The following is a 3,812-nucleotide window of genomic DNA, read 5'->3' on the forward strand; positions in this document are numbered from 1 at the left end:
CAGTTGGAGAGCTGTAGCAAAATCCTATGGCCTGAATAGTAGTGCCTGTGCCCAAGCAGAGGGAGCATTCAACCTCAAAACATGAAGTTCTTTGAGGGGAGATGGAGGAAAACCTTCGCTGTTTCAAAGGAGATATAGCTCGGACTATAGATCATACCATCAACAGGGAAATGTGGATCAGAAAGGCTATCAGCATACACTCCATGGACAATCTGAATTATCTCACCCTTTTTTATCATCTGAGTGAGTTTTGCCTACGGGGAGGCATATGAGGACAGCTCATAGATCACATACTCCCGTGTTTTTAACACTATCCTATCTCCTATAAGTATGATTACATCATACTTTGCGGAGGGAGAAAGCATAATTTGGATACTATTCTGAAGAGAGTACTATCAAGCAAATAGAGTAGCCCTTGAACGTGAAGCTGCTGACAATACGCAAAGTATTTTTCCCGCTATATGTATACAATACGCAAAGTAATTTTCCCCTTCTACACTGACAATACGCAGAGTATCAAGTCACTTCACCCCGACACATGGGCAACCGCCTCCCAGCTTCGTTTGAGCAGAGCACTGACAGTTGTGTGGCGTCTGGCAAGGATCATGGTGTAGATCAGGTCCACCACCAAGAGTTGGGCGAATCGGGAGAGTGTAGCCCCCTCTCGAAAGAGCGACTCACTGTTCACGACATTGAGCGTGTAGTCTGCCTGACGAGAGAGTGAGTTCCCCCCGATACGGGTAATGGCAATGACGAGTGCCCCATTCTTCTTTGCCTCCCTGGCTACCTTGAGCACACTGCTTGACTCCCCTGAGTAAGATATGGCGATCAAGACCCCTTCACTTCTCAGGGCACAGGCCTCCACGATCTGCATATCACTGTCAGCAGTATAGACTGCATGGAGCCCTAGGCGGGCAAGCTTCTGCTGGAAGTCATAGGCTACAATACCTGATGCCCCGATACCTGCAATGAGCACATGGCTTGCTCCTAGGATTGCCTCAACGGAGGCTTCCAAGGCACCTGCATCCACCACTTCCTCAATACCAGAGAGACTTTCGCAGGTGGAGGAGACCACCATATGGACCAGCTCCCCTGTGGTAGTCTGCTCGGTAATCTTCTCGGTGGTTGTCTGTTCACTTGGCCGTTCTGAGGAGAAGACCTCCTTGGCCAAGGCCATGCGAAGATCAGTAAACCCCTTGTAGCCGAGACGGTTTGCCAAGCGCACACAGGCAGCGGCACTGCTGGAGCTATTTTGTGCAACTTCCTGAACCCCCATGGAAACAACCTGCATAGGATTTGCCAAGAGAAACTGGGCAACCTTCCGTTCACTGGGTGCCAGATTAGGCAACACCTGCTTGATCACATATAAACATCCACTCATGGGAAAAGCATACCATACTTCCAGGCAATATGAAAATATTTTTCAAAAATGAAATAAAATAAATGAAAATTCTTTTTGATTTTCCTTGACAACAGCCTAAACCGGGCTGAACATGGATATGAAAGCAACTACTTTGCTTACAACACAAAAGGAGATTTTTATGAAAAAACACGCACTGTTGGTACTCTGCATTGTCTTGGTCACCACCGGCATGCTCTTCGGCGCAGGAACCAAAGAAGCCGCAGCCGCAGAAACAGAGAAAACCGTACTCGAGTTCTGGACCTGGAGACCAGAGGATGTAGACTTCTATGAAGGCCAGATTGCTCGCTTTGAAGCAGCAAACCCTGACATCGATGTTGTCCAGACGGCCCACAAGAACACTGAATACAACACCATCCTGGCAGCCTCCCTCTCCGGAGGAGCTGGACCTGATGTATTCCAAGGAAGAGCCTATGGTGGCTTGGCAACCTTTGCAGACAGTGGATTCCTCGAACCCCTCGAGCAGTGGATGCCAGAGCTGAAGAACTATTCAGCAACAGCCCTCTTGGGTGCTACCAGCCCCACCGATGGAAAGATCTACGGAAGTCCTGCTGTCAGCCAGACCGTCTTCATGTACTACAACAAGGACATCTATAAAGAACTCGGTCTCTCTATTCCCAAGACCTGGGCACAGTTGATCAACAACTTCGAGGCAGCAAAGAAAGCCGGCTATATCCCCTTGGGCAATGGAGCGAAGGACGGATGGTGCCTGGAAACCATGCTTGGTGGTATGGGCCCCGGCTGGTATGGTGGAACCGACTTCTACAATGCTGTGATCAAGGGAGAGAAGGATTTTCAGGACCCCGCATTCATCCGCATGGTGGAAGAGATGAAAGCACTCTCCAAATACCTCCCAGACATGTACATGGGTATCAGCTATGAGGATATGAGATCGAACTTCTTCAACGAGATGTCCCCCCACTTGATCGCAGGTTCCTATGAAGCAGCCTACTTCAATACACAGAATCCTGACCTGGATTGGGGCGTCTTTGCCGTTCCTGGCCAGAGAGAGAGCGATCCTGCTTACGTTTCAGTCTATGCTGACATGAACTTTGCGATGAATGCCAATTCCAAGAACAAGGAAGCAGCAGTCAAGTTCCTGAAGTTCCTCTCCTCCAAGGAGTTTGGCGGCGCCATGGTCAGTGAACTGAAGATGGTCAGCTCCGTTCCTGGAGTGGATGCAACCTCTGAGCCCTTCATCGCCCGTGTCCTGGAACTGCAGGAACATGCAACCCCGTACTTGTTCCTCGTCGGATTCCGTTATCAGCAGCCAACCGGCAGCTCCCTCTGGCAGGCAGCAGCCCAAGGCGTGATGGCAGGAACACTCGCTCCTCGCGAAGCTGCAAAGCAGATTCAGGATGGAATTGCCTCCTACTACGAGCCATTCCAGAAATAACACATTCCTTCTCCTACAGGGGCGTAAGCCTCTGTAGGGGTTCCTTCTTTCTCTTGTATTACCCAACCAAGGAACTCCCATGCACCAAATACAGCGTAGCAAGACACTTTGGATCATCTTCTTCATTACCCCAGGACTGTTGGTTGTGGGCGTCTTTATCCTGCTTCCCCTATTCATGTCGCTCTTCAACAGCCTCTTCTCATGGAGACAGTTGGTTCGCCTCGACTTCGTAGGACTGGACAACTTCAAGCGACTGCTTACCACCTTTCCCTATCAGGAACGCTTCTTCAACGCGCTGGGAAACAACCTTACCTGGTTCCTCTCCACCACGCTTATCCAGAATACCCTGGGCCTTATGTTCGGCTACCTCTTGAGCCGTAATCTTCCTGGTGCCCAGTTCTTCAAACGGGTATTCTTCATTCCTGTCCTCTTCTCCATCGTAGCGGTAGGGTTCCTCTGGGGTATGTACCTCAAGCCCTCCGGCTTGGTGAACAGCTTTCTGAAACTGGCAGGTCTTGCCTCGCTCCAACGCCCCTGGCTGGGACTTGAGCATCTGGCAACACCTTCGATCATTATGGTGAATATCTGGAGGTGGGTCGGATTCCCCTCCCTCGTTTTCCTTGCTGCCATCGACAACGTCCCCCAGGAGTGCATGGAGGCTGCATACCTGGAAGGAACTGGAGAGTGGAAGCTCTTCTGGAAGATTATCTTCCCCCTGATCATCCCCTCCATCACCATCATTACGGTACTGACCATTATCGGGAGTCTCAATGTATTTGAGCAGATCTATACGATGACCGGCTTGGACGGAGCACCAAACTACTCCACTGACACCATCGGGACGCTGTTCTACCGAACGGCCTTTGGCTCGATCGACGCAGGAAGCCCTGAGATTGGGATCGGTTCTGCGATCGGATTGGTTATCTACATGCTGACCTTCACGGTCTCACTCCTCTCCATCTTTGTAACCAGAAGTAGGGAGGTACAGCTATGATC

3 protein-coding genes are annotated in these 3,812 nt (G+C 50.4%); 2 read left to right on the forward strand and 1 reads right to left on the reverse strand.

Translation table 11 applies throughout. The features are described 5' to 3' along the window. Nucleotides 1–526: 526 nt before the first annotated feature. Nucleotides 527–1,381: a MurR/RpiR family transcriptional regulator gene (locus JF818_RS03045; RefSeq protein ID WP_198890513.1), complete on the reverse strand. Its 855-nt coding sequence runs from the start codon at nt 1,379–1,381 to the stop codon at nt 527–529. Between the two features lie 160 nt (nt 1,382–1,541). On the opposite strand from JF818_RS03045, the gene JF818_RS03050 reads away from it, so the two are divergent. Further along, a complete protein-coding gene (locus JF818_RS03050; protein ID WP_198890514.1) occupies nt 1,542–2,816 on the forward strand; it encodes an ABC transporter substrate-binding protein in 1,275 nt (424 codons plus the stop codon). 79 nt (nt 2,817–2,895) lie between these two features. Continuing rightward, on the forward strand, nt 2,896–3,810 hold the full coding sequence (locus JF818_RS03055; protein ID WP_198890515.1) for a carbohydrate ABC transporter permease: 915 nt from the start codon (nt 2,896–2,898) through the stop codon (nt 3,808–3,810). The last annotated feature ends 2 nt before the right edge of the window (nt 3,811–3,812 follow it).

It is taken from the genome of Sphaerochaeta sp. S2 (genome assembly GCF_016406725.1).
Classification (GTDB): Bacteria; Spirochaetota; Spirochaetia; order Sphaerochaetales; family Sphaerochaetaceae; genus Sphaerochaeta.

Coding starts and splice junctions, on each gene's coding strand:
- JF818_RS03045 (WP_198890513.1), bottom strand. CDS start 1,381: ATGAGTGGATGTTTATATGTGATCAAGCAGGTGTTGCCTAATCTGGCA.
- JF818_RS03050 (WP_198890514.1), top strand. CDS start 1,542: ATGAAAAAACACGCACTGTTGGTACTCTGCATTGTCTTGGTCACCACC.
- JF818_RS03055 (WP_198890515.1), top strand. CDS start 2,896: ATGCACCAAATACAGCGTAGCAAGACACTTTGGATCATCTTCTTCATT.